Source organism: Rhodococcus sp. T9N, assembly GCF_024436645.1.
GTDB lineage: Bacteria > Actinomycetota > Actinomycetes > Mycobacteriales > Mycobacteriaceae > Rhodococcus_F > Rhodococcus_F qingshengii.
The window spans coordinates 30,250-53,304 of the sequence record NZ_JAMSKS010000021.1 but is presented as its reverse complement, the minus strand read 5'-3'; the positions used below and the strand labels follow the sequence as shown (position 1 = coordinate 53,304).

Below are 23,055 nucleotides of genomic sequence, written 5' to 3'. Positions count from 1 at the left end.
CCTACCCGGCGGAGTGTCTGGAAGGCCGTACCAACTCGGACGGTTGCGGGCGAGCTGTCGACGGCGAAACCCGAGGCAGTGCCGAGGACTGACTGGACGACGCCGGCTTCTCCGACGTACGGCGGGCGGAAGTCTTCTTCGGTTCCGGCAACAAGATCGGCGAACCATTGCTGGTGCGGTACTCGCGGAAAGTTTCCCGTCCGACATTGGTGGTCTTCGGCGTTGCTCCACCTCTGTCTCCGTGAGCGGGCCGAGTGGCAGCCGAGACGGGTGCATTGCTGACCGGCTTCTTGATTCCAGGCTTGGCTACCTGATCGCGGCGCGGCCGCGGCGCACCAGTGGAGACTGGGACACCCGTGACTTTCGATGCCGCCGCGGCGGTTGCTGTGGACACGGCCGATTTCGCGGCGTCCTTGCCCTTCTGCCCTGCCGCGATCGCGGCGGCCGTCGCAGTTGTGTCCTTCCCCTTCGTCTCGGATTTCGCAGGCTGGTCGACGTCCTTGCCTGCTGCTCGCTTGTTCTTGACTGCTTTCACCCCTGCGACTGCTGCCTTACCCACGAAGTAGGCCGCGGCCACTCCACCCGTCGCGGCTGTACCCGTGGCGGCACCGGCGGTTTGAGCTGCAGCGCCTGTGGCTTTCGCAGCAGTCGCGCCATGCCGGGCTGCCGTGGCGCCGTGCTTGGCGAGCGTTTTTCCACCCTGGTAGACCTGGCGTCCGACTTGAGCTGCGGCTGCGGCGTTCTGCATCGGGCTAGCGACCGGAGTCGACTTACTGATCGCGGTCGGTGCTGCGCCAGGCCGGGTGGCCATCTTCTGCGCGAGAGTGTCGGAGAGTTTGCGTAGACGCTTGACCCCTCTGCGGAACATGACGAGGCCGACGAGCAGGACGATGTCGACGAAGACGAATTTCTCCATCAAACCGCCGCTCTCCGTATTGAAGAACGAACGCACGACCAGCAGATACGCCGCTACGAAGACCACGGCGAACACCATGATCACCACGGACATGATGACCGTGGAGGCGGTTTTCAGCAGGGAGCCACGGCCGGCGCCCGGCAAAATCCCGATCACGAGGGCGGGAATCGCTTTGACTGCTGACCCGAGTGCTGCCGCCGCTGCCATCAACATGGCCCCGGCGAACAGGAAGGCGAAAAGCATGATGATCGAGCTGCCGGGTACGAGTATCAGTCCGCCAATGACCTGGGAGGGTCCAGGGTTGTCGGCGTAGTCCTTCATGTCTTTCGCACCGGATCCGTCGCAATCGGCGATGTTGTCCTTGAGGGTGTCTTTGTCGTTGCCCTTCTTGTCTTCGTGCGCCGAGTCCCATGCCTCGATGCAATCGGCGCCGGCCGAGGGATCGGTGTCGATTACTGTTCCGAAGTTCAGTAGTTGGGTGGGTTGGCGAATGAAGCTGTCCGCCAGGCCTGCTCCGATGTCGTTGATCATTTCGTCGGGGCTCGAATTCATGTCACCGTCGTTGGCGAGGCCTGACGCGATCTGCAGTCCAGCGTCGCGGCCCTGCATGATCAGCCCGTCTTGGCCGGCGATCCGCTCGATCGGGTTCGAGAGGACGCCCACTGCCAGCGCCGCGATGGCGCAGGAGATCATGAGTTCGTAGATGCCAGTGGACCAGCGTCCGCGGATAATCCAGATCGCTACAACGCCGGCTGTCACGGTCAGGAAGGTGGTGGTGAGGTTGAACTGTCCGGTGATCGATGTGACCGCGTCTCCGAGGGTTCGCACGGGTGCAACGATTTTCGGAAGCCAGTCGAAGGACATGCTCCAGGTGATGAACCATATTGCCGCGCCAGATATCGCTCGATAGATCTCGAACTGGATCTGGATGATGATGGAGTACGCCATGTAGGTGGGGTGGCGGGCCGAACCTTCGTCGATCGAGAGGTAGTACCGCCATACGGAAATTCCGTGTGAGTCTTTGACCGGCATGAAGTTGAAGTAGCGGTTCTCCGGTGATCGGGATCCGTCTTCGGCATGGGCAGGCAAGGCGGCAATGACCGCGACCGTGCCGATCAAGTGCCAGCCGACGACAGTTCTGACTACTGCTCGTCGAATTCTCGTTGCCCACAACCACACTCGCATCCTCTTGGTACGGCGGTCGAGCGCTGAGCACACAGGTTGGGGAACCCATGACCAGAGAACCCACAGCAAGGCCGCCTTGACGCCGGCGCGAACAGAGAAGACGGTGCGGGACGTGTCGGCAGGCGACGTTGCTGTGGCACTCATGCGTCGATCAGCTCCTTGGGCGCCTTGTCCGGCGTCGTCTGGGTTGCGTGTGCACGGTTCGGCTCCGACGGCATGAGCACCTTGATTCGGCCGATGTTGCCGTAGGCGTCGCGCATGTAGCCCTCCCCGCGGCGATGAGGCTCGACGTATTCCGCACCGGTGTCCGGGTCTTTGCCTGAAACGGGGGACGTCTGTTCGGTGAGTTCTTTGAACATGTCGGGGTCTCTGGGATCCAGACCGACGAATGCCAGCGAGCGACGAGCGAGCGTGGCATCCGTCTGGCGCATCGCGAACCGCGTGGGGATCAAGCCTCGCAAGGTCTCGTTGCCCAAACCCTCATCCGGGTCCTGCGATCCGAGCCCGATGTACGCCTGCTCCTTGCGGCCCTCCCGGAGGAAGTCGATGACAATGTCGACGCCTTCCTCGGCCCGCGTCATGCGGTGGCACTCGTCGGCGAGGAACATCGCAGGCTCAGTCGGATTCGCAAAGCAGATCCCGCGGGCGATCAGACCGATGAGCGCATACATGGCGCGGCCCACGCGCTTCTCCAACCCGAGCTGGCGGAACAGGTGCTCCTGAACGATTTCCTGCTGGCTGGGAAGTTTGACCGTGTGGGTACGGAACACGATTGCCTGCGCTGTGATGTCGAGCGCCGGCAGTCCCTTCTCGAACAAGGCCGCTGCATAGGACTTGCGGGCATAGACGCCGAGTTTGTCGGCCAACTCGATGCGCTGAACCAGGGTGCAATCGTCGCTGCGGAGGTGATCGAGGATGTCCCCGAGGCCGCCGTCGAGCAATCCGTGCTCACCACGGTAGGCAGGCTCGAGGACAGTACCGAGAAGGACGCCCAGCGGCTCGTCGGGCTGAAGCTGCAGGAGCGGCAGCAGAACGGATGTCGCAACCTCTGCGCCCTTGTCGGGCCCGAAGATTCGCAGTGGGTCCAGGCTCCACTTAGGATGAGACAGATCCGCGATGACAGCCTCGGCGATGGTGGCGGCCCATCGGGCGTACTCCCCCACCTCGGTGTGATCGATAACGACGATCTTTCCTCCGCGATCGTGGAAGGCTCCACCGATCCCTTTGAGAAGAACCGACTTACCCGATCCCAGCGCACCGACCGCTGCGAAGGACCCCGAAATGTCTGCCGCCGACTTCTTGGCGACATCGTGATGAACCACGCCGATCCGAGCCGAGCTGATGTTCAACGCGAGCAGTGGACCCGACGAATCACCCAAGTCGTTGTGAACGCAGGGCACGTAGGCGGAGAAATCGGTGGAGGTGGTGATCTGAGCGAATTCTTTGACGATGGAGGGTGTCGATACTCCCGGGTTGAGTGCGCCCCACAGTTCCTCTTGGAATCCGAGAGGGCTGACCAGCTTGTAACTGGATAGCTCGAACAGCTTCGCGAGTTGACGCGCATCCCGGAGAGCGACCTCTTCGGTGTGCGCCCCGATCGCGAAGATAGTCGTCGACTGGACTTCGACTTCCATGTTGTCCGCATCCATTTTTGCCGCGTACTCGGCGAGGTCCTCCGCAGCGGCGTGGAGAACCCCGTGCCCATGGGACACTTCGCCCTCGCGCTGGCTGAACTGCTCGTTCAGGTTGATCAGGGCACGCTTGTTCTTCTTCGACACCTCTGCCGAGCTGCGTATGTGAAGTCTGATGCCCCAATCGACGTCGACGCCGGCAATGGCATCGGCCAGGGCGAGAAACTCGGAGCCGGGGAAGACTGTGTTGCCGGAGGGTGTGTCGGCCAACGCCAATAGGCATTGGTAGTTCGCGGGCCGCTCCTCGAGAGTCCACGGCTGATCGATTTTGAGGGCCTTCGTCAATGTCGGCGCCTTCGATTTCCAACCAGTACTGGGGCGATCGGTCTGGGCGCCTTCGTCGAACCGTGCGGCAGTAAATGCGGCCATCGGCTTCGTACCGATCGAGGAATAGGAAAGTGGAACGTCCGAATCCAAGCCGAGCCCACGCTGCAGGCTGTGTTGATGCAACCAGATCATCTGTGCGGGCGTCGCCGGTGTGGGACGGAAGTAGGCAGGAATGTCGGCGGCGATCATGTTTGCCTGCGTTGTCCGCCTGGCGACTTCTTCCGGGTCCAGTGATGTTCGCGGGAGTCCGAGATAGTCAGTCAAGGTTGTGCGTGCAGCGGACCAGGCCGCGGCCGCCTGGTTCTTCCATCCCTTGTTGGCGAGGGGAATGGACAGCCAGTAAATGCGCTTGCCAGGTTGAAACATTTCCAGTGTTTCAATGGTGGCGTCGCACTCTGCAGCCCACTGTGGGTGTGCGTCGAGATCGATTCCTTCTTCCATCCGCGCCACTACCGCCTCGGGATTGAGGCTGGCGCAGATTCCGAGCAGAAGCGCTTCTCCGTCGAGAGCACGCAGCAGCATCTTGTGCATAGACCGCGCAGTGCTCTTGTCCTCAGCGGGCCTGTAGCCGTATTCGATTCCGGTCAGGATGAAGTCTGCCCAGACAGTGCCTGAGCGCGTCCACCGAAGGTTTCCTCCGACAGCGGTGATTGGTTGAAGCATCAGGCCTTCTCTCGAGTGTTGTGCGATGCGGCGGCCATGGCGACAAGACGCTGGACGCTGGTGGATGCAGCGGGTTGGGTGGCCAGTGGAGGCCGAGGAATCGACGGTGGTGAAACTCGGCGGCGCTCGGGGGTGTGGTCTTGAACAGGTATGGACGCGGGTTCGGGCTCCATGCGGACCGGGCGAGCTTCGGTGATGTGTTCGACGAGGGGGTGCGCCGCGAGCGAGGGCACCGGCACGAGGGTCACCATGCCTGCGAGTGCGTGTACTCGGGGCCTGCGCGGTGAAGGTCCGGAAACTTTCGGTGCTTGTGCCGGCGAGCCGAGCGCTTTGCTCACGCCGGCGACCATGGAGAGTGGATTCCTGCCGCCGATGGGGAGCTTGCCGAGTCCCCACGCAGTGACCCCGACGAGTGCGAGGAAGACGAATACGTTGCGAATCAGTGAGCCTGTCGCCCAGATTCCTGGTGTCTTCCAGAGCACGAGTGCTACCAGTCCGGCGCCGACGAACTGTGTGTAGCTGTACGGACCGCCGGGGAGCTTCTTTCCATCCGGCGTCATGCCGAGCAGCTGCGGGAACTTTCGTGCGCGGGTGTAGTTCTTGACGACCTCTCGGGACGTTGACAGCGGGTCCGATTCGCTCACGGCGTTCGCACCTCCTTCGTGGTGACTCGCTGTTTGGCTGCGTTCAGGGCTGAGGTGAGTTAGATGTCGTGCGGGACTGGCAGGTTCGGAATTCCGAGAAGGTCAGCACGCGGCTCGGGTGCATCGACGACGATCGAGTGACCCATGGAATCGAGTTCGGAGCCCACCTTGTCCTTGACTTCGGTGACGTTCCAGACGATCCACACGAGGAGTCCCGCAACGAGTCCGGACAGCAGGATGGGAGCCATGGAGAAGCGGCTCTTGACTGCGGTGAAGGCGACGCCCCCGCAGGCGCCGGTGGCGGTGAGGATTCGGATCGTGTCTTGCGTTTCGGTGGCTTTGGTGTTGGTCCATTCGAGGATTCCTTCCGCCAAGAGGTGAGTGTTCGGGTCGAGGAGAAGTGCTGCTGTACTCATCGGGATGCCTTTCGTGGATGTCAGTTGACGGGGGTGGCTGAAGTGGGAGCAGTTGCGCTCGCGGGCGTCGTCGAAACGGAAGTAGAGGGCGCACCGCTGGCTGCTGCGTTCTGTTCGGGGGCAGGAAGCAGCGGGCTGGGGTCCATGGCGGAAACCTCCCATCGGCCGCCTCGTGAGGTGAGAGTGAGTGGATACTGGCCGGTTACCGACTCGGTAGCTGTCACCGAAAGTTCGGCAGTGGCGAGCACTCGGATCTTGATTCCGTCGGCCGGCGCTTTGTCAGCTGCCTCACCGGAGAAGTCGCGATCGGAAACGAGATCGACGACCTTGACGCTCTTGTACGGGGCTGGGCTGATCGCCCGAAGGGAGGTCCCTGGCGCGATGTATCGCGAAATTTCTCCCGTTCCTGCGGTCAAAGCTGCGAGGAACTGTTGGACTGCGGCGTTCGACGGATGCCCGGCGACAATGCGGTACTTGTAGCCAAGATTCACGTCGGGCCCGGTTGCAGGCGCCGGAACGGGTGACGGGATTGATGCCGCACGGGCCCGGCCGTCGTTGACGACAACGGGTACTGAATAGAAGCGTCTCTGCGCGGCTTCGGAGGGTTCGGACACCTGTCGCACGGAGGCCGAGACGATGACAGAGTAGACCTCGGACTTGTCGGTAGTTGGCGCACCAGTTCCGGATGCTGCGGCAGACTTCGCGGGTGCTTGTTGCAGTTCGACACTTGCAATTCGCGCATCGCTGGCAACGAAGAGCGCTTCCGCAGGGAGCTTGATTCCTTCCGAGCGAACGTATGGTGTGAGCGACTTTTCGGCACCACGTTTCGCTTGAAGCCACGTCACAACGAACTGTTGCGCGAGGTCTTCCGCCTGTGCCTGTGAAGCGGTGTTCACGGATGTCGTGGACTTCGGTTTCGCCACCGTTGGCGAGGACACGGTGAACCCGGACAACACGAGAACGAGTGCCAGCACTCCAGCTCCGATGGCTCCGAAAAGTCCGAACCGGACCAGTTGCGTCTTCCGATCCTGGGTGCGCGCCCACGTCGCTTGTTCGCTCTGCGATTCGCTGTCTTCGACGGCGACCTTGTCCGTGCGGGGCTTCCGTTTCATCCCCTTGAAGCGACTCATGAGGCGCTGCCTTCGCTCTCGATGAGCGGCGCGACGATCGACAGAGTCGGCGGTTGTGTTGCAGCCTTTCGGCTCGTGTTCATCCGACCGAGCGCTGCACGTGCGCCAGCGGCAGGCTCGCCCAACAGGTAGTGGACCCGCGCGCCGGCCTCTGGACTGAGGGGGTGATCTGCAAGCTCCGACAGTGCGGTCCGCAGTTGTTCCTGTACGGCGAACACCAGACCTGCATCGCGTAGCTGGCCACCGAGATCGTCTGATTCACCACTGAAACGAGTGAACGGGTCTCTCCATGGATCGGTGCTCACCTGCGGGTCCGGCTCGGCCATGTCAGGTCCTTCCTCTCGTCTGGCTCTCGGCAATTTCGAGGGCCTCTACAAGAGAGGAGGTTCGATTTTCGGATTGCTGTGACAGGTCTCGGCGAACTTTCTTCAAAAAGTTTTCGGAAGCAGTTTTCGGTGTCATTGCCAGTCGAAGAACTGCCTGCTCGGGCGACCACCTGCGCAACTCACTGTGACCGCGTTCACGGTGGATTTGAGTCGGTCGGGGTGGCCGTGGCAATAACAGAAGCCCCAATGGCAATGACATACATGCAGGTCACGGCAATAACCCGTTGATCTACTCCTATGCAGACCAATTCCTTCTGCATAGGAGATCGCCGTGGACACGTCCATCCACGCGCACACCAGCGCCGCCATTCCCGTCAACTCGACCGACTTCCTCGCGGTCCTGCATCAGCAGTGGATACGAGAGTCCGCGACGCCTTCTGCTCGTATCGAACTGTCGCAGTGGGTCAACACCCGGCCCGAACTTGTGCAGGCCGAGTCGTTCGCGGAACTGAAGGCACTCACCTTCTGTGAACCCGACGCCGTTCTGTCGGTCCTACTTCACGCACACCAAGCGGGGTCGTCACTGGCGGGCAGCACGCTCATTGAATTCATGCGTCCGAAACTGAGCGGGATGCAGAAGTACGCACGAGTCGCCAACGGCGTTTCCGTCCGGGCCGCGTACGCAGACCGGACGGCTGCGACGCTTCACGCATTCTGGGAAACCATCTCGACGTATCGCGGAACTCACCGCGGAATCGCAGGGCAACTCGCGCTCAACACCCTCCACAAAATCACCGCCACGACTGCGGTTCTCGACGTCGCTGTCGACGACGCCCACTTCCAGATTGCAGATGCCGAACGGGCAGCGGAGGAGTTTCTTCGGGACGACGATCCCACCGAGATCGATGTCATGGATGTGCTGAATTGGGCAGTAGATCAGGGCACCATTTCGGACTCCGATCGCACACTGATCACCCGCTCGTACATGAACGAAGACGGTGCCGATATCGCCGCTTTAGCGCAAGAAATGGGAATCACCCACGCCGCCGCACGGAAGCGGTTGAGTCGCTCGATCGCCCGGGTTCGTGACGCCGTGTGCGATCACCTCAACGTCCCAGAACCCAAAATCAAGCGAATCTCCATGTACCGATCAGCGAAGAACGACCTTCCCCTCGCAAGCTGAGTTTCACTCCACTCACGCCCTCAAGACAAGGACACTCCGATGAGTACATTCATCACCGCACGACGAGTCACGGTGGCCGCTGTTGCCATCGGAGTTCTGGCAGCTGTCGTTGCGGTACCCGCCGCAACAGCCAATCAAAGCGCTCCCAAGCCTGCGTGCCCAGACAACCTTCTTCTCGCTATCGGTGGCACGACCGAAACAACTGCAGATGCCGATCCAAACCAGTCGCGGGGCATGCTCAAAAACGTCACCGATCCTTTGGTGAGCGAGTTCTCTACCGCGCAACTTCAAGTCGAGTACGTGCCGTACATGGCTCTCATCGTCGACGACAAAGCGAACACCTACGGCACAAGCAAGAAACAGGCAATCGACACCGCTTCGAAGATGATTGCCGACAAGGCAGCCGAATGCACCAACACCAAGTTCGGTCTCACCGGATTCTCCCAAGGCGCTGATGCAGCCGGCGACCTGGCGGCAGATATCGGCAGCGGATCGGGACCAGTCGATCGCAATCGCATGTTCGGCGTCGCCCTCCTCGCCGACCCTGGACAATCCAAGAACGCGGGAAAGAGCATCGGCGCTCCCATCACAGGCGTCGGATTCGCCGGCGTTCGTCCGGCAGGGTTCGGCGACCTGAGTGACATCGTCGTCAGCGTCTGCGCTGCCGGAGACCTCTACTGCAACACCCCCGACGATGCTGTCGGGACACAATTCATCGGTGCTCTCGGTTCGCAGATCGATGCGCGCGATCCGGTGAAGTCCGTCGCCGGCGTCGTCACGACACTCCTCGGACTCAATGGCGCTCCGCTGACCAAAACTCTCGATGCACTCAACCAAAATGTCGCGACCGGCAACTTCCTGGCGGTACCGCAACTCGCTCTCGATCTCGCTTCACAGGTCGGCAATCTGAGCGCAGATGTCGCCGCCAAAACGGTCCCCGGCGCGGACATCGCGCCTATCACCGCCTCTGTCACTCAGCTCACCGACACGGTCGCCCGAGGCGACTTCCTCGCGGTCCCAGGACTGCTCGCGCAGCTGGCTCCTCAGGTGATCAATTTCGCTACACAGCTCTCCACCGTCATCGGGCAGGTCGTATCCAAGCTGCCGATCAACGAGTACGCAGCGATCGGCGCTACCGTCTCACGTATCTCGGCGAACGCGGCGATGCAGAACTACATTGCACTGCCACCCGATCTCGGAAAGCTCGTCGGCCAGCTCAACAATGCGGTCCGCAAGACGCTGAAGGCACTTCCTCTCGATGCCTTCCCCATGCTCAACAAGATGGCTGACGAACTCACCCCAGGCAAGGTTCTCGACGAGGTACTGAACTACGCAACATTCATCGCCAACGACGATCACAACTCCTACGCCAGTACTCCGATCAACGATTCCGGACGAACTGGAGCGGAGGAACTGACGAACACTCTTCGCACTCAGATCAACAACGGCGGGGCAGCTGTCACCGCCTAGTTGCATCAACTAGTGCTTGCGAGCATTGAGGGTCACAGAATTCGTTCTGTGGCCCTCAATGCGTCTGCGCTCACTCCACAGCGATGGAGAACGGAGACTACGGCAGCCACGTGATCCCGTCGTTGAGATGAGTCTCAGGTGCGCGGCCGCGTCCTGTGGAGGTAAGTGTCCGCAGGGCCTGGGCAGGATCCTCGTCGGCCAAGTCTGCGGGGAGCAGCCCCGCAGAGTGGAGCACACTGTGAAATTCTTGCGGCAACCATTCGGTGAAATCGGTCGGTTCGAAATCTGTGACCCAGATCTGCAGCGAACCTTGCTCGATCACCAGCGGGTAGACGGTGCCGTAGTCGTCGACGAACCCCGCCGCACCGGCGACGCTACGAGTAGAGAAGATCGTGCCACCGCGCGTACACCGCTGAACCGTGGGTGACGATCGAGTAGTCCGAACAGACGTCCCGCGACACCCGGAAGAACGAGATCGTCGACATCGAAGTACCCCGACGGCGACGAGGGTTCGAACTTCCCTGTCAGCGTGATGAGATGTCGGCGTCCGCCCTCGATTTCTTCCGGGAGGGGCAATCCCAGGTGCCGGGCTTTCGTCGTTCGGAGCTGGTCGTCGTCGAGCACGAGGTGGGTGACTGTGTGTCGAGTGATGTGGTCGATGATGCGCATTTCAACCCCGAGCGCAATGAGCACCACACGGATATTGTCGGCCGCGCTTGCACCGTCGAAACCGGATCGGCTCAGCATGAACCAGTTGTCTGGGTTGTCTCCGCATCGGACCATGAGGTGAGGCACCGAGCCGCGGGACGAGAGGTCGAATCGGTGGAGCGGCTGCCCCGACAAGTAGACGAGGTCGCTGGGGTCTGTGCTCGTAATGATCTCCGCGAGCGGACCCGCGGAGAGAGCGCAGTCGACGAATTCGTGCGCTGGCAACTGCAGGATCCATTCATCCTGCTCGTCTGTGATGGTGTAGCCGGCAGCATTGGCTTGGCGTCTGAACTCCGTGAGCGTCGTGCGTACCATTCCGAGCTGCCTCGCGATTTCCGACACTGTGAGTCCGCCATGCGTCACTGCGCGTTCCGTCCAAGCACCGAGAGCAAGCGTCGCATTCTTGGTAGCTGAAACGGAACGCGAACGTGCGCGAATTCGCGCGTCGATTCTCTCGAACATGACCGTACGGGGATCTTCGGACTTACTCGTCGACTGCAACGGCGCCGGGGATAGCCGCGAGCCGAGGTGCGGTGGACGTTCAGATTCACTGCGGCGGCGCGTCATGATTCTGCCTCGTTCACTTGGTGGTGGGTGCTGGTTCCCCAGCTCTGTTGTCGGACGAAGGAGCACGAAGGGCAGTACTTTTCACCGTGCGACTGTGTCCATCCATCTGAAGGAACCTCGCGATGCGGGGCGTCAGTGCCACACGCATCGCAGCTCGGTACGCACTGTGAGAACATTTCCCGCTGGTTCATGTCCACGCCCGGCGCAACGGCTGTTGAGGTCACGCTCTGCGAGCGGGCTTCGTTCTCGACCGGACTACTGCGGATCTCCTCCACCATGTCTGGCCACGCGTCCCAGTACCTCGAGGGCAGCCCCATCGGTACCTCTGATGCATCTGCGGACAGCAGATCGGCGGCTTTGCGTAGGCCACTGATTTCACACATCAGCCACCGCTCTTGATCAGTTGTCGAGGAGCTGTTGAAATCCGCGTCGGACTTGCCGTGGAGATATTCCTCGCGCAGTGTTGCGTATCGACGGATGATCTTCGCGCATATTGCGGTGGTGTCGGTCATGTACGGACCTTCCTATGGTTCGTCACAGTGACGTTTCATTGCTGGGGTGGCCGTCCGCTCCCCTGGACCGCTGGACGCGCTGCACGATCCACAATCCGGTCATTCCGAATACGACGACGACCAACGGAACGTCCAGGAGCCAGACCGTCCACGACGGCAGGGCGCCATCTCGTCGCCACGACTGGGCCACGTTGACGATGACGACAACGACAAAATATGCGCCGGCGAGGTGCCGACCTGCGACCCGAGAAAGGAAGCGCTCAACAGTCCCCTTCCCGATCATGACTGCGAGCGGATTATCGGGTCGGGGACCGCTGACAGCCTGACCGGATGCGGATCGCTCCCCTGCAGCACTTCGACCGCGTTGTACTGATCGAGAGTGCGAAAGCACCCTGTGGCAGCTGTGGCGGTCGTCATCGCTGACGGCTCGTCCGCGTCGAAGTCGATTCCCCACATTCGACAGCACGCCGTGAACGTCGGAATCGACGTCGCGGCCAGTCCGAATGCGCCAGCCGTCAATGCTCCGATGTCAGCCAGGCGTGGGTGCCATCGTGGCTCGATATCGAAGCTACGGAATAGTCGGGCGAGAAAATCGGCAGAGTCTTCCGGGGACGTCCCACCGAGGGTGTTGCCAGCCAAAGCCCCCGCCAGGTCAGCGATTCGAGCAGAGAGAACAGAGCGAGTGAGGTCGGCACTGTCCGCCAAACCTCGCCGGTAATAGCCATTTCGGCGCAGAACGGAGGGATCCGCATCCGCAAGCTGTTCCTGAGTGAGCGGCACCGTCAAATCCCAGCGCTTCCCACTGCCAAGGCTCACGGCCGCCACTTCCAATGCGACGTGCCTCGCCGGGTCATCGCCTGTCGCATTGACCTGTACGACAACGAGCTCACGAGTTCTCATCGATCCCCGCCGTCTGCATGTGCACCCAGCGCGAAGTCCATTCGCACGGATCCCTCCTGTTGTTCGCCTGTATCGAACTCCGAGAGCATTGCGCTCAGTCGGGATTCGATGCGACTTTCCCCCACGTTGGTCATGAAACTTTCCTTTCGTCTACAGCATCAATGTCGCCATTCCCGTTGATAGATAACCGATCTCCATTTACATGCCCGGAAAGAACCGCGGCACGCAGGAAGGTCGACACGATCTCGTCCGACCCCCGTCCGCCATGGATCCCAGATCCGGGCATCGATGCCTGCGCGGTTGACGGTTCCGGTGAGTTCATCGTCATCGAATCTCCTCGATCGTTAACGGGCCACTGTGGGCTTGTTCCCCAGCAACCTCTCGAAACGGGACGCTACATCCGGTACAGCACATCTCGAACACGTCACATTCAGGAAAGCGAGTCACGCACACGACAAAAAGGCACGTAGATGTACGTTTCATCAGCCCAACTTCGACCCGCTGATCGGAAATCCAACGAGTCGATCCCAGCCCCCTCCACCACCGACATCCAGATCTGCTCTCACAAGAAGCACCATCACCGATGTGAAACGCCGAGTTCAGCCAAATCGCGCCTCACGTAACGGACCCGAGTCCCGATACGAACAGCGATCTGATCAACCGAGAGGCCCAGCCGGTGCATACGGGCAACACGTTCCACTCGTGTTTCGGTGACGACGTCCACCAACACTCGTCGGTAACGGATGCCCCCCTGCGGGTCTTCGACTCGAATCTTCATGTACACCCGAATGCCGGCCGGCTCGGCATCCGGATCGTCGATGATGTCAGGGTCCCACCACATCGGCGACAAGTAACCGAGACCGCGGTATCGTTCGCGGGCCAGATCCGACGGGCCGAGTCGATTTTCGAGCTCTCCGTACAACTGTGTGACACTGTCTCGGATGACCGCAGATACCTTCTCGCTGCGAATGATTCGTTGACAACTGGTGTGCACGCCCAGAGCTGCAACGAGATCCTTCGCGCGGTGCCCGTTGGCGAGCAAGGCCTGCAGTCGTCGACGTGTACCCGTCGCATCGACCATCTCGTGTGCCTCGTCCTCGCTGGACATGGCTGTCGGCTCAGAAGAGCCTGACCGGCACCATGTCCGAGCGGACGGCGCTGATCTGCACGAGCTGCCCTGTTTGCGGTGCTTCGATCATGCGGCCTCCACCGAGGTAGATCGCAACATGATTCGCGCCGTCAGCCTGCCAATTCCCGAAGAGCAGGTCTCCAGGCTGTGCGCTGTCCCAGGCGATTTGAGTGCCGACAGTGAACTGGATTTGCGAAGTACGAGGCAATTCCTTTCCCGTTGCCTGAAATACCGCGAAGCGCACCAACCCGGAGCAGTCGTAACCTGCTGTCGCGCCACCTGTTCCATCGCCCATCGTCGGACCGTCGAGGGCTCCGCCGCCCCACTGGTACGGCAGCCCGAGCGCCGTCAAGGCCGCTTCGATAACTTTGCGGGCGGTCTCCACGTCGCGCGGAATGTTCGGATCGAAGACAAGTTCGGGAACGCTCGACAACCCAGGAATCAGCGAAGTCAACGGTGGGACAGCAGAGGGGGCAGAGGACCCCGGGCCGGCCAGTACGACGGGAGCAACCACGGGAGCAACTGGCGCCGGCACAGTGATGGTCGGTTCGAGACTCTCCACCGGTGCATCAGGCACTGCTGGCTCCGGCGATGTGTCCTGCTGGGGAAGCAATTGTTCTGCGTACGCGGGCATGTCCGCAGGAAGATACTCAAGGTACGGGGCTAGCTGAGCATCCCACTCAGGGGCCGACTGCTCTACTGCTGCAACCACATTCGCAGCAACATCTGCAACGGGCGGGGGCAGAGGGGAACCCTGAACGGCTGCACCCGCAGCAGCAACACCTGCGACAAGAATCGAAATCGGATCGAACGCCATGACAAACTCCTTGGTCCTTGTGCGTTGGTAGGACTCCCAACGCAAACGTCGTGGTGACAATCCGGACGCTAACCGCGGCACATGACACTACGAACATCACGCACATTCCGATCCACGCTCCTCCAGCCTCAAACTCGGGCTGCTCACGATGTAATGACCCTCAGTCACACTGGCGATATGCCCCCACCGACGAGACTCTTCGGCAGCGCCTCGGCGCCACCACGAGAACCCCGCACAGCGCCCCCGCCAAAACTTTTTTCGCAATTCATGTCACAGGAACCCCGACGTCGAACCTCCTCTCTTGTAAGAGGGGACGCACAATCGCCTGTCCTCAATCCGGGAAGGGACTGACCACATGGACGGCATCGAGCTTGAGCGATTTCATCCCCGTGAGAGCAAGAAAATGACGTCACTGCACCGAAGATGGACCTCCGGTGAGGCAGCCCCCGCAGGACTGAACGCGGTGGATTCGATCGGAATCATCGCCACGTCGAACCATCGCCCTATCGGATACGTGCTGGCATCACCACCACACGGTCTGGCACGCGCCGCCCGCAGAGCTGGCTGGTCAGAAACCGGATGCGTGTGGATATCGAGAACCGTCTGGATACTCGAAAACCTGGTGGTCAAACCGGAAACTACCGGATCGGCCGCTGTCGGAGCACAACTCGTCCGAACGCTGGTTGACGACCTTTCCGCCGCCACCGCGAAGCAAGGACACCTGTACGGATCAACCCCTGACCGCCCGGAACTGGTCCAGTTCTGGCGGGAAGCGGGATTCGACGTCGGCAGCCCGAACACACCAACATTCTGGAACTACCCCGAATGCGAAACATTGCGTCACAAGGAGCACTTCCCAGGACACCGGTCGTTCGCACACCCATTGGGCCGCGAATTCTCTCTACACCAAGCCTTCAAAAAGGGAGTCGTCGTCGACTGACGGCATTCCTCTCACCTCGATGAACAACCCTGAGAATCAACCGAAAGGAACCGCGTCTCATGACTGACAACGAAACCGACTCCCCCGCAGGGGAATCAACCACCTGGAACTACCTAGAATCCGCCCTGCGCGATGTCCCCACACCGGGCAACTACACATCCCTTACGCGCCGCGATCACGCCGCGCTCGCCGAGCGCGTGTCCATCCTTGCGTTGCAACCCGACCCGTATGACATCCGCGGATTTGCGTACCCCGAAGGCGTACGCGGCACCCTCCAACGCGCCGCGCAGATCCACGCCACCCTCGCCGCCCTTCCTCCTGAAGTCCTGCCCAGCAATCCTTCTGAGGCGCAGGCGTGAGCAACGAATCGAGTGTTGGCGATCCAATCGGGCCCTCCTCATCACCCGCGCGGTCGCTGCAACTGCGCTCGAAATTGGGCACCGCGTGCAGTTCGCGGAGTCCCGGCGATGGTGGAGGATGCGAGCAACATCCGGCGATGGCAGGTTCGCGATCCTTACCAGCCCGTTCAATGTCGTACGAGGTGGTCCACGCGCCACCGATTGCAACGGTGGCGGCATCCCTTGCGGGACCTGCGTCTCTACGACGCGTCTACGGCAGCGAGAGCGCTGGGGCGGATCCCGGTATCGATCATGTGCGGCAACGAGTTCGGCGTTCGGCAAAATCGCGACCAGCTGCTGTGAACGGGAGCATTCACCTACAACGGATCTGGTCGGAGCGTGACATGAGCGTAGACAGTGCAGCAACCGCAGTGCGGTCCATGATCGTCGACATCGACGTGGACCCGGAGAGCGAAGAATTCTTGTGCGCGATCGACCGGTTGTGGGAGCAGATGTTGAGCGAGCGAGTGGCGGAGATCGTCGGGCTTAGGCGTGAGCAGTCGTGGAGTACTGACGAGCCTGGGTGGGAAGGAAACTCGTCGCTCGACCACTACCCCCGGCGCGATGTGTGGCGCACGACAGTACACCGGTCGAGTAGCAGGCGGTGAGGAGGTGAAGATTCCGCTCGCTCTTCTCGCGCCGGTTCTGGTCGGGCTCATCCCGGTTTTTGCGGGCGTGACTGCGCCGGCGAACCCATTCGTCGCACTACTGGTCTGCTTTTGCCTGGCTGCGGGGATAGAGGCGGTGGGGTTGTGGTGGTGGACCCGCCGCGATCCGCTCCGCCTGAGTGAGGAGGACAAAACCGAGATCGGTGACGCCGTTACTGCTCTGCAGTCGTTGATCTCGGCTGGCGGGGCGCATATCGAGCTGCGGTTGGCGTTGGCGGCATCGACACTTGTCGACGAGATCCGCACGGTCCCTGCGTGGGAAAGTGAGGATCTCGACGTAGGTCACATACGCCTGAATCTCGACGAGCAACTGGCCGGAATTCTTGCGCACGCCGGTGAACTAGCAACAGTGCGAGCAACTTTGGGAACCCCGGCGGCGGGTAGCAGCCCGCAAGCCCTCGCAGCGAGGGAAGCTCACCTGGTGAGCAGCCGATGGCTCGAGCGCGTCGAGCGATCGCTGCTCACACGTGTAGCTGCGCTGTGGAGCTATCGTCGCCATCTGCTCGAACTGCAGGAATCGCTCACTGCCGGCGCATCTCTCGACAGGATTCACGATGGAGACCGGGCCATCGAGAACCTTCTGGCCAACGCGGCCGGCGATGATGTGGCGGCCTCAGCGATAGATCAGTTGGCGATCGACCTCACAGACCTCCGGCGCGCGCGAGAGTCCGCGCTGGCAGAACTACGCGGAGAGCTCTCCGAATTCGAGGAGCGCGGCTGATGAGAGAAGTCACGACAGGATCAGCCCGGACCGCGGTCGATGCAACCGCGCTCGAGATGGGGCACCGCGTCCAATTCGCGGAGTCCCGGCGATGGTGGAGAGTGCGAGCCACATCCGGCGATGGCAGGTTCGCGATCCTTACCAGCCCGTTCAACCTCCGCAGGGTCCCGTACTACACGATCCTCGACACCGAGCGCGGCGTTCGCGGCCCGGACGACAGAATCTTCTGCAGCGGTTACGAAGACGACAGCGACATCGCAGATCGGATGCGCGAGATGATCGCCGGAGACATCCAAGTGAGCCGCCGACCGTCGAAATGCGTAGAGACCCGCATCGTCGCGGTCCTCCCGCCCACCGATCGGCATACCCCGGGGGCCGATTCCGCCGGCTGACACGTACGAACGGTCCTCGAAACGCGACATGACACGACAGGAGTTTCCCGCTCATGACTCAGACATACCGTCCCGCACAAGTTTTCCCCGACTCGGCCGAACGGCGGCTCCGAGCAATGCTCGCGGCCCTCGACGATGCACTGGCCGCGATAGCTGACGCACGCGAAGAACTACGAGGGATCTACACCGGACCGAGAACGTACCCCGAAGAGCTGGAACTGTTCCTCGCTGCCGAAGCCGACAACCAGGACATCACCACCCACCTCGCCGCCGCAGCCCGCGATATCCGTGCCGCGCTCGCGATCCTTCACAACACCCCAAACGCGGCCGCGTCGAACTCCTCGGCGTCACCCCGTCCACATACCCACAAGGTGACAGCTGCCGCGGACGTGCGGCGCACGAACGAGCGATCCGCCTGATTGAGGTGCCACGTGGAGGGAAAAGTCCACTTGCTCAAAGCCCTTCGCCCCGGAAAGCATCACGAACCATCGGCGCAACTTTGGAAGGGAAATCATGAACGCAACTGCAGTACTCGATGCAATCGCCCGCAAGCACTCCGGTTGTGCGCTGGTTCGCGAAATCACTGTGACCGACCGCGATGCATTGAACCCAGTCCGGGATGCATGGAGTGCTTGGAAGCCGGGCGATCCCATGCCCGAATACGACGGGACGCCGGTCTATCGCAGGATCGACGGACTTATGTTCGACGGCGGGGCAACAAGAACCGCGATCGAAGTGAAGATCAGCCGCGCCGACTTCCTCCGCGAGAGCGAGGAAAAGCGACGGCCGTGGCGGAAGATCACCCACCGTTTCGTCTACGCCACACCAGTCGGGTTGTTAAGGCCGGAGGAGATCCCGGACGGGTGCGGACTGTGGGAAATCGACGGCAATGCAGTGCGGATCATCAAGCGCGCCCGATCGAATCCCGAACCGGAGCCCATTCCGCACCAGGTCCTCGTCGCATTCGCATACCGACTGAACCGCAAGCCTTCTGAGAGGAAACAGCGATGAGCACCAAGATGTGGAACTGGGGCGACGTCGACAACGGGCACGACCCGATTGTCGAGTGCATCGGTGAAATCCACCAGCCTGCCATCACCATCGACAACCGCTCCGGTGACGACCTCACCATCCCCTTCGGCCAACTCGACCCACTGATCGAGCACCTCAAGTCATGCAAGCAATTTCTGTACGAACGGGGCCTCGATGAACCAGCGCACAAAGGGGAGTTGAAGTGAGTGAGATCCAATCACAGGCCATACCCGAGAGCGATGAACTAGCCGAGGTGGAGCTGATCGACGCAATCAGAGCGACGCTCGAAGGTTGGCCCTTCCGCAAACAAGCAGCCGCCGCAGCAGTGGAGGTGATGAAGTCGCAGGGCTGGTCGAAACCTCGCACGGTGAACAGCGCGGCCGAGTTGATGGACCTGCCTAAATGCAGCTTGATCCGAGCGCTAGAACGCGAAGGTCAGCGGTCGGGTGAGGTGTACGAGAAGATAGGCCCCGATCACTGGCTTGCGCTTGATCCGGGAGACCGATTCGACGGAGAGGAAACAACTCCATCCCACGCAATCCTCCGCATCTACAAGGCGGGCATCCGTGTCCTGTTCACTCCGGGCGGTGCGTGATGGAGACCTGGACCGAATGGGGCGTTGAAAGAAACACCCTCGATGGCATCCGCACGGTAGCGGGTCAAGTCCCTGGGAGTGGTGTAGCCCTGCGTGACCCTGTCGGGTTCAGGCGGTGAGTGCGGGAATGTCCTCCTTGTCGATGTCGGCGTCGTTGGTTGCGACGATGGTCAGGCGGGACTTGGCGAGGATTTCGAGGCCGAGATAGCGGCGTCCTTCGGCCCATTCGTCGGTCTGCTCGGCAAGGACTGCGCCGACGAGGCGGATGATCGCGTCGCGGTTGGGGAAGATCCCGACGGAGTCTGTGCGGCGGCGGATCTCGCGATTGAGGCGCTCGTTGGGATTGTTCGACCAGATCTGCTGCCAGAGTCCCTCGGGGAAAGTCGTGAACGCGAGGATGTCGTCACGGGCGGCTGTGAGGTGCTCCGCGACGGCTGGCAGTTTGTCGTCGACGTAGTCGACGAGCCGGTCGAACTGGGCGGCCACCGCTGGTGCGTCGGGCTGGTCGTAGACGCTGTGGAGCATCGCCTTGACCGCCGGCCACATCGACTTCGGGGTCACGCTCATGAGGTTCGCCGCGTAGTGGGTGCGGCACCGTTGCCAGGCGGCGCCGGGCAGGTTTGCAGTGATCGCGTCCTTGAGTCCGGCGTGCGCGTCGCTGGTGACGAGTCGGACGCCGGCCAAACCGCGGGCCACGAGGTCGGCGAAGAACGTGTTCCACGCAGCCCCGGTCTCCGACGTGGCGACCTGCACTCCGAGGACTTCACGTCGTCCGTCGGCGTTGACACCGGTCGCGATCAGAACGACCGAGGCGACGACCCGGCCGCCTTCGCGGACCTTCATCGTGAGCGCGTCAGCAGCGACGAAGGTGAACGGGCCGGCGTCGCCGAGAGGCCGGTGACGGAACTCCGCAACCAACTGGTCGAGGTCGGTGGCCATCCGTGAGACCTGCGACTTCGACAGGCTGTTGATGCCCAATGTCTTGACGAGCTTGTCCATCCGGCGGGTGCTCACGCCGGCGAGGTAGCAATCGGCCACGACGGTGATCAGCGCGGTCTCAGCCCGTTTGCGACGCTCGAGCAGCCATTCCGGAAAGTAGGACCCCGCCCTGAGTTTGGGGACGGCGACGTCGATCGTGCCGACTCGGGTATCCAGGGGTCGATGCCGGTATCCGTTGCGCTGGGCCGTCCGATCAGGTGACGGGCGGCCGTACTCGGCACCGACAACAGCATCGGCATCAGCCGACAGAAGCGCGTTGATCATCGTCTGCAACAGGCTGCGCATCAGATCTGGCGAGGCATCGGCCAGAGCGTCGCCAAGCAGAGCTGCAGGGTCGACAATGTGTGGAGCGGTCATCGTTGTGTCCTCTTCAAGGTGGTTGTGAGAGATCTCTTGAAGAATCACGCGGTGGCCGCGTCCACGTCCAGCATCGGGACGATCTCGGCGACCGCGCTACACCACTATCCGGGACTCAACTCGGTAGCGCCGTTGCAAAGCCAAAATGAGGCAGAACATGTCGCCTCAATGTGGGACACATCCACTGGGATTGGACCGCTCAAACCCATTGCCGTATCCCGCACGGTGACAGCAAGCACGTGGGCGCCACTCACTCCGGCGGTGGCGGAATGAGCGACACTCGAAACCCAACTCCGCAACGCACTGCACACCGGCACATTCTCCGGCCCCCCCTTTTTGAAGTTCTTAGCGACAACGCTACTAGTGCGCAAGTCCTGCACGATGGCCCTTTCACCCTGAAAAAGCAGCCACTCATTCCTGAACCACACACCGGGACAAGGCGTTTGAATTCCGCCCGATATCGAACGGAGACACCACAGATGAATACCACCACCGGCGACACCGCCCACCAGCACGGCAACGAATTCCCCACCCCCGCAGCGGAACCGGCAACAGGTTTCGACGCCGATAACCTCACAGCCGCAGACGAACTTGCGATCGACATCGGAAGAGTCGCGATCGAAGCCAGTGAAGGTGTCCCCTACGGCTCAGAGCCCGACGAGTTCTTCCTGGCAGCAGGGAAAGCTGTCTTCTACTGGCTACAACTCAACGGTCACCGGCGCATCACCACTGAAGAGGCGGACGAGATACGACAGGTGTCGAATTGCGCGCTTCAGTACGGCAACATCGCCAGCCGAGAAGCCGCCCGCCGTCTCCTCGCACGGTTCCTGGCAACCGAACCAGCGGAGGCGCGTCTCGATATCAGTACTGCAGCCGAGAATATCGGCGGTTCGGATGGTTCCATCCCTTCCACCCTCTCAGTCGAGGAGACGAAAGCGGTAACACGGTGCCCGATCTGCACCGGGCGAAATGGAACGCACTTTCAGCTTCACGAGCGCTACCCCGCCGGCGGCGGCGGGACCAACAAACCCTGCCCGAACTCCCCGTCTGTTACGACGGAGAAGGCGCCGACACACTGCCGGTGCGTCACGCCGGACTGGTACCACGATGGTCTGGATTCAGAGTTCGACGGACGCCTGTGCCGCCAGTGCCGCCTGCGGCAGGACATCCCGTACCGAGACCTTATCGACTCGCCGAAAGCCCCGGCCACGATCGGTGCCTCCGTGATCGGTGTCGCTGCAGCTGCACTACGAAGCGCCATGAACGTACTGGACCCCCACGAAGGTGGCGATTGGGAGGACGCGTGGCACACAATCGCCGATCTCGAAGACTGCGCAAGCCGCGCCGAAACCATTGCTCAGCAGGAAAACCCGACATGACGATGACACCCTTCGAAACGCCGAAGTCTAGTGCCTGCATTCCGGACGCTTCGTAGTAATCCACCTGTCATCCAAGAATGAATGATGCTGGCCGACAGAGCAATTAGAGATCACGGATCGGCCGCGCCGCATCCTCCCCTTCGCATCGAAAGTAAGCACATATGAGCACTATCGCCTCCACCCGATCGCTGCTGGCGGACCGGATCAACTCTCTCGCCGCGATCTTCACCAGCGACACAGCCACCAAGGTGAAACTCGTCCTTCGCCAGGCATGGTGGCTGCTGCGCCCTGCCGTCCGTTTCGCTCTGCGCGTTGCCGCCTTCATGGTCCCGCTGGGATTCTCCCGATGGGTAGATCTCGACAGCATTCGCGCCGACTTCGTCGCCGCCGCCGGCACCTCACATCCGACACCAGTGGCCGCCTTCGACGCCTCCGATGCCGTGCTGCGGGCAGCGGAAGCGATCGGCTCCAGCGCCGCCGCTGCCACCTACGTGTGGTGGCTGGCCTGGCTCGCTGCCACCTGCGCGATCCTCCTGTCCGCAGTGTCGATCCTGGCATCGCCGCAGTCGAACCCTTCACCGCTGCTGACACGTTCACTGGCCCGGCTACCGCGCTACCTCGTACAGGACATCGCCGCGTTGCTGATCGCATGCGCGATCCTCGCCCACCTCGCCGGGGAAAGCACATACCTCTCCCGTGCGGACATGTGGCTCAACGCGGCACTTCTGGCTGCAGTGTTGTGGGCGACGATCGGCGCAGAAAAACGGTGGATGCGCACATCCCCCTCGTTCCCGCTCCTCCCGGCTTCCCTCGGACGAGCGCAATTCACAGACCGCTCCGACCTCACACGCGACATCCCAGCGGACGAAGCGACAGACAGTCCTGGCGTCCGCACCAAACACATCGAGGGTGCGCCCCGTCCTCGTCGCGACGCAGATGCCTCCCTCGAGAACTAGACGCCGCGCTTACTCGGCCCAGACCTGTTCTTAT

28 protein-coding genes are annotated in these 23,055 nt (G+C 61.7%); 13 read left to right on the top strand and 15 right to left on the bottom strand.

Annotated elements, in window-relative coordinates:
* Position 1: 1 nt before the first annotated feature.
* Genes M1L53_RS26930 through M1L53_RS26905 form a run of 6 tightly spaced genes read right to left on the bottom strand, consistent with a single transcriptional unit; the run spans position 2 to position 7,298 of the window.
* On the bottom strand, positions 2–2,245 hold the full coding sequence (locus M1L53_RS26930) for a hypothetical protein (RefSeq protein ID WP_230793532.1): 2,244 nt from the start codon (positions 2,243–2,245) through the stop codon (positions 2–4).
* On the bottom strand, positions 2,242–4,782 hold the full coding sequence (locus M1L53_RS26925; protein WP_230793531.1) for an ATP-binding protein: 2,541 nt from the start codon (positions 4,780–4,782) through the stop codon (positions 2,242–2,244). The genes M1L53_RS26930 and M1L53_RS26925 overlap by 4 nt, the downstream gene beginning before the upstream one ends.
* Positions 4,782–5,426 (bottom strand): hypothetical protein, encoded by a 645-nt coding sequence (locus M1L53_RS26920; RefSeq protein ID WP_230793530.1) that lies wholly within the window; start codon positions 5,424–5,426, stop codon positions 4,782–4,784. Before M1L53_RS26920 ends, M1L53_RS26925 begins: the two co-directional genes overlap by 1 nt.
* A 59-nt stretch (positions 5,427–5,485) precedes the next feature.
* Positions 5,486–5,842 carry a hypothetical protein gene (locus tag M1L53_RS26915; protein WP_261949295.1) on the bottom strand — a complete coding sequence of 119 codons (357 nt, stop codon included), beginning with the start codon at positions 5,840–5,842 and terminating at the stop codon, positions 5,486–5,488.
* 20 nt (positions 5,843–5,862) lie between these two features.
* Positions 5,863–6,972: a conjugal transfer protein gene (locus M1L53_RS26910; protein WP_261949294.1), complete on the bottom strand. Its 1,110-nt coding sequence runs from the start codon at positions 6,970–6,972 to the stop codon at positions 5,863–5,865.
* The gene (locus M1L53_RS26905; RefSeq protein WP_047269942.1) at positions 6,969–7,298 is read right to left on the bottom strand and encodes a hypothetical protein; all 330 of its coding nucleotides are present in this window, start codon (positions 7,296–7,298) and stop codon (positions 6,969–6,971) included. Before M1L53_RS26905 ends, M1L53_RS26910 begins: the two co-directional genes overlap by 4 nt.
* A gap of 331 nt (positions 7,299–7,629) precedes the next feature.
* On the opposite strand from M1L53_RS26905, the gene M1L53_RS26900 reads away from it, so the two are divergent.
* Both M1L53_RS26900 and M1L53_RS26895 read left to right on the top strand, forming a co-directional pair.
* On the top strand, positions 7,630–8,481 hold the full coding sequence (locus tag M1L53_RS26900; RefSeq protein ID WP_230793525.1) for an RNA polymerase sigma factor: 852 nt from the start codon (positions 7,630–7,632) through the stop codon (positions 8,479–8,481).
* Between the two features lie 39 nt (positions 8,482–8,520).
* Positions 8,521–9,951, top strand: coding sequence for a cutinase family protein (locus M1L53_RS26895; protein WP_080961110.1), 1,431 nt, complete (start codon positions 8,521–8,523; stop codon positions 9,949–9,951).
* Positions 9,952–10,048: 97 nt separating this feature from the next.
* Here the strand turns inward: M1L53_RS26895 and M1L53_RS26890 are convergent, their stop codons facing one another.
* The 8 genes from M1L53_RS26890 to M1L53_RS26855 all read right to left on the bottom strand — a co-directional run bounded on the left by M1L53_RS26890 (position 10,049) and on the right by M1L53_RS26855 (position 14,584).
* Entirely contained in the window at positions 10,049–10,273 is a 225-nt protein-coding gene (locus M1L53_RS26890) for a hypothetical protein (RefSeq protein WP_261949293.1), read from the bottom strand.
* Positions 10,270–11,226: a hypothetical protein gene (locus tag M1L53_RS26885; RefSeq protein ID WP_261949292.1), complete on the bottom strand. Its 957-nt coding sequence runs from the start codon at positions 11,224–11,226 to the stop codon at positions 10,270–10,272. The genes M1L53_RS26890 and M1L53_RS26885 overlap by 4 nt, the downstream gene beginning before the upstream one ends.
* Complete coding sequence (locus M1L53_RS26880; RefSeq protein ID WP_230793521.1) at positions 11,223–11,738, bottom strand: hypothetical protein; 516 nt, start codon at positions 11,736–11,738, stop codon at positions 11,223–11,225. Before M1L53_RS26880 ends, M1L53_RS26885 begins: the two co-directional genes overlap by 4 nt.
* A 22-nt stretch (positions 11,739–11,760) precedes the next feature.
* Positions 11,761–12,021 (bottom strand): hypothetical protein, encoded by a 261-nt coding sequence (locus tag M1L53_RS26875; RefSeq protein WP_230793520.1) that lies wholly within the window; start codon positions 12,019–12,021, stop codon positions 11,761–11,763.
* Positions 12,018–12,638: a hypothetical protein gene (locus M1L53_RS26870; protein ID WP_230793519.1), complete on the bottom strand. Its 621-nt coding sequence runs from the start codon at positions 12,636–12,638 to the stop codon at positions 12,018–12,020. The genes M1L53_RS26875 and M1L53_RS26870 overlap by 4 nt, the downstream gene beginning before the upstream one ends.
* The gene (locus M1L53_RS26865) at positions 12,635–12,772 is read right to left on the bottom strand and encodes a hypothetical protein (RefSeq protein ID WP_155419186.1); all 138 of its coding nucleotides are present in this window, start codon (positions 12,770–12,772) and stop codon (positions 12,635–12,637) included. The genes M1L53_RS26870 and M1L53_RS26865 overlap by 4 nt, the downstream gene beginning before the upstream one ends.
* Positions 12,773–13,215: 443 nt before the next feature.
* Entirely contained in the window at positions 13,216–13,746 is a 531-nt protein-coding gene (locus M1L53_RS26860; RefSeq protein WP_230793518.1) for a hypothetical protein, read from the bottom strand.
* 10 nt (positions 13,747–13,756) lie between these two features.
* Positions 13,757–14,584, bottom strand: coding sequence for a C40 family peptidase (locus M1L53_RS26855; protein WP_230793517.1), 828 nt, complete (start codon positions 14,582–14,584; stop codon positions 13,757–13,759).
* 355 nt (positions 14,585–14,939) lie between these two features.
* Between M1L53_RS26855 and M1L53_RS26850 the strand changes: the two genes are divergently transcribed.
* The 9 genes from M1L53_RS26850 to M1L53_RS26810 all read left to right on the top strand — a co-directional run bounded on the left by M1L53_RS26850 (position 14,940) and on the right by M1L53_RS26810 (position 19,330).
* Positions 14,940–15,524 carry a hypothetical protein gene (locus M1L53_RS26850; protein ID WP_075836554.1) on the top strand — a complete coding sequence of 195 codons (585 nt, stop codon included), beginning with the start codon at positions 14,940–14,942 and terminating at the stop codon, positions 15,522–15,524.
* 59 nt (positions 15,525–15,583) lie between these two features.
* Positions 15,584–15,883, top strand: a complete 300-nt coding sequence (locus tag M1L53_RS26845; protein ID WP_075836552.1) for a hypothetical protein — start codon at positions 15,584–15,586, stop codon at positions 15,881–15,883.
* Positions 15,884–16,266: 383 nt separating this feature from the next.
* Positions 16,267–16,530 carry a hypothetical protein gene (locus M1L53_RS26840; protein ID WP_230793516.1) on the top strand — a complete coding sequence of 88 codons (264 nt, stop codon included), beginning with the start codon at positions 16,267–16,269 and terminating at the stop codon, positions 16,528–16,530.
* A gap of 4 nt (positions 16,531–16,534) precedes the next feature.
* Positions 16,535–17,311 carry a hypothetical protein gene (locus M1L53_RS26835; protein ID WP_230793515.1) on the top strand — a complete coding sequence of 259 codons (777 nt, stop codon included), beginning with the start codon at positions 16,535–16,537 and terminating at the stop codon, positions 17,309–17,311.
* Positions 17,311–17,703, top strand: coding sequence for a hypothetical protein (locus M1L53_RS26830; RefSeq protein ID WP_230793514.1), 393 nt, complete (start codon positions 17,311–17,313; stop codon positions 17,701–17,703). Before M1L53_RS26835 ends, M1L53_RS26830 begins: the two co-directional genes overlap by 1 nt.
* A gap of 53 nt (positions 17,704–17,756) precedes the next feature.
* Complete coding sequence (locus tag M1L53_RS26825; RefSeq protein ID WP_230793512.1) at positions 17,757–18,122, top strand: hypothetical protein; 366 nt, start codon at positions 17,757–17,759, stop codon at positions 18,120–18,122.
* A gap of 94 nt (positions 18,123–18,216) precedes the next feature.
* A complete protein-coding gene (locus tag M1L53_RS26820; RefSeq protein ID WP_230793511.1) occupies positions 18,217–18,714 on the top strand; it encodes a hypothetical protein in 498 nt (165 codons plus the stop codon).
* On the top strand, positions 18,711–18,941 hold the full coding sequence (locus M1L53_RS26815) for a hypothetical protein (RefSeq protein ID WP_230793509.1): 231 nt from the start codon (positions 18,711–18,713) through the stop codon (positions 18,939–18,941). The genes M1L53_RS26820 and M1L53_RS26815 overlap by 4 nt, the downstream gene beginning before the upstream one ends.
* Positions 18,938–19,330, top strand: a complete 393-nt coding sequence (locus M1L53_RS26810; protein WP_230793508.1) for a hypothetical protein — start codon at positions 18,938–18,940, stop codon at positions 19,328–19,330. Before M1L53_RS26815 ends, M1L53_RS26810 begins: the two co-directional genes overlap by 4 nt.
* A gap of 108 nt (positions 19,331–19,438) precedes the next feature.
* Here M1L53_RS26810 and M1L53_RS26805 read toward each other — a convergent pair whose 3' ends face one another.
* Positions 19,439–20,686 (bottom strand): IS256 family transposase, encoded by a 1,248-nt coding sequence (locus tag M1L53_RS26805; RefSeq protein ID WP_030538129.1) that lies wholly within the window; start codon positions 20,684–20,686, stop codon positions 19,439–19,441.
* Between the two features lie 479 nt (positions 20,687–21,165).
* Between M1L53_RS26805 and M1L53_RS26800 the strand changes: the two genes are divergently transcribed.
* Together M1L53_RS26800 and M1L53_RS26795 are read left to right on the top strand one after the other, a co-directional pair.
* Positions 21,166–22,065, top strand: a complete 900-nt coding sequence (locus M1L53_RS26800) for a hypothetical protein (RefSeq protein WP_230793507.1) — start codon at positions 21,166–21,168, stop codon at positions 22,063–22,065.
* Positions 22,066–22,226: 161 nt separating this feature from the next.
* Positions 22,227–23,021 (top strand): hypothetical protein, encoded by a 795-nt coding sequence (locus tag M1L53_RS26795; RefSeq protein ID WP_230793505.1) that lies wholly within the window; start codon positions 22,227–22,229, stop codon positions 23,019–23,021.
* Positions 23,022–23,055 lie beyond the last annotated feature (34 nt).

Bases quoted from the DNA above. Each gene is read 5' to 3' on its own strand.
- M1L53_RS26930 (WP_230793532.1), bottom strand. From the start codon at position 2,245: ATGAGTGCCACAGCAACGTCGCCTGCCGACACGTCCCGCACCGTCTTC.
- M1L53_RS26925 (WP_230793531.1), bottom strand. From the start codon at position 4,782: ATGCTTCAACCAATCACCGCTGTCGGAGGAAACCTTCGGTGGACGCGC.
- M1L53_RS26915 (WP_261949295.1), bottom strand. From the start codon at position 5,842: ATGAGTACAGCAGCACTTCTCCTCGACCCGAACACTCACCTCTTGGCG.
- M1L53_RS26910 (WP_261949294.1), bottom strand. From the start codon at position 6,972: ATGAGTCGCTTCAAGGGGATGAAACGGAAGCCCCGCACGGACAAGGTC.
- M1L53_RS26905 (WP_047269942.1), bottom strand. From the start codon at position 7,298: ATGGCCGAGCCGGACCCGCAGGTGAGCACCGATCCATGGAGAGACCCG.
- M1L53_RS26895 (WP_080961110.1), top strand. From the start codon at position 8,521: ATGAGTACATTCATCACCGCACGACGAGTCACGGTGGCCGCTGTTGCC.
- M1L53_RS26885 (WP_261949292.1), bottom strand. From the start codon at position 11,226: ATGACGCGCCGCCGCAGTGAATCTGAACGTCCACCGCACCTCGGCTCG.
- M1L53_RS26880 (WP_230793521.1), bottom strand. From the start codon at position 11,738: ATGACCGACACCACCGCAATATGCGCGAAGATCATCCGTCGATACGCA.
- M1L53_RS26875 (WP_230793520.1), bottom strand. From the start codon at position 12,021: ATGATCGGGAAGGGGACTGTTGAGCGCTTCCTTTCTCGGGTCGCAGGT.
- M1L53_RS26870 (WP_230793519.1), bottom strand. From the start codon at position 12,638: ATGAGAACTCGTGAGCTCGTTGTCGTACAGGTCAATGCGACAGGCGAT.
- M1L53_RS26865 (WP_155419186.1), bottom strand. From the start codon at position 12,772: ATGACCAACGTGGGGGAAAGTCGCATCGAATCCCGACTGAGCGCAATG.
- M1L53_RS26860 (WP_230793518.1), bottom strand. From the start codon at position 13,746: ATGTCCAGCGAGGACGAGGCACACGAGATGGTCGATGCGACGGGTACA.
- M1L53_RS26855 (WP_230793517.1), bottom strand. From the start codon at position 14,584: ATGGCGTTCGATCCGATTTCGATTCTTGTCGCAGGTGTTGCTGCTGCG.
- M1L53_RS26850 (WP_075836554.1), top strand. From the start codon at position 14,940: ATGGACGGCATCGAGCTTGAGCGATTTCATCCCCGTGAGAGCAAGAAA.
- M1L53_RS26845 (WP_075836552.1), top strand. From the start codon at position 15,584: ATGACTGACAACGAAACCGACTCCCCCGCAGGGGAATCAACCACCTGG.
- M1L53_RS26840 (WP_230793516.1), top strand. From the start codon at position 16,267: ATGAGCGTAGACAGTGCAGCAACCGCAGTGCGGTCCATGATCGTCGAC.
- M1L53_RS26830 (WP_230793514.1), top strand. From the start codon at position 17,311: ATGAGAGAAGTCACGACAGGATCAGCCCGGACCGCGGTCGATGCAACC.
- M1L53_RS26825 (WP_230793512.1), top strand. From the start codon at position 17,757: ATGACTCAGACATACCGTCCCGCACAAGTTTTCCCCGACTCGGCCGAA.
- M1L53_RS26820 (WP_230793511.1), top strand. From the start codon at position 18,217: ATGAACGCAACTGCAGTACTCGATGCAATCGCCCGCAAGCACTCCGGT.
- M1L53_RS26815 (WP_230793509.1), top strand. From the start codon at position 18,711: ATGAGCACCAAGATGTGGAACTGGGGCGACGTCGACAACGGGCACGAC.
- M1L53_RS26805 (WP_030538129.1), bottom strand. From the start codon at position 20,686: ATGACCGCTCCACACATTGTCGACCCTGCAGCTCTGCTTGGCGACGCT.
- M1L53_RS26800 (WP_230793507.1), top strand. From the start codon at position 21,166: ATGAATACCACCACCGGCGACACCGCCCACCAGCACGGCAACGAATTC.
- M1L53_RS26795 (WP_230793505.1), top strand. From the start codon at position 22,227: ATGAGCACTATCGCCTCCACCCGATCGCTGCTGGCGGACCGGATCAAC.